This is a genomic window from Solibacillus merdavium, assembly GCF_014836935.1.
Classification (GTDB): Bacteria; Bacillota; Bacilli; order Bacillales_A; family Planococcaceae; genus Solibacillus; species Solibacillus ferritrahens.
Genome location: NZ_JACSPW010000055.1, coordinates 1 through 530 on the forward strand (window position 1 = coordinate 1; position 530 = coordinate 530).

A 530-nucleotide genomic window follows, 5' to 3' on the forward strand; every position below is an offset into this window, starting at 1 on the left:
ATCCTGCAGAGATTACGTCTTTATAGCCGCCCTCTTTGAAGGACGTATACGCAACGGCCACTTTTCCGCCGACCTTTTTCAGAGCCTTCTTCGTCTTCTTTACGGCAGCTTTGACGTTCTTTTTCGCTTGCGTCACGGCTTTCTTCGCGGCCTTCTTGACCTGTTTGGCTGCTGCTTTGGTCGCCTTTTTTTCTCTGATTTCTACTGTTAGAGTAATAAATTTATAAAATCATTATTCCCAGTAAATATTTATCCATTCCTACCGGAGAAAAACTACCGCCTGTAAAATACAGACAGTAGCTTCAACAGGTTTCCTAGATTACATTATATCAATCTTTTAACGCTAATACTTCATCTCGATTATAATCAATCATTGCCAGAAAATATTCATTAAAATTCTCGAATCTATCAATTTCCTCCCCAGCGAACCAGACTACCGATCCAGGATTAGAGGAATTAGGTAGACATAAAACAAATAAATCTTTGTCAAATTCTGTGGCTGCAATCGGCAATAATTGGTCCCGGGAAAA

Annotated in this window: 1 pseudogene; it reads right to left on the reverse strand. The window is 39.8% G+C overall.

The features are described 5' to 3' along the window. Positions 1 to 329: 329 nt before the first annotated feature. Positions 330 to 530, reverse strand: a pseudogene (locus H9632_RS18720) (SMI1/KNR4 family protein); the annotation flags it as partial.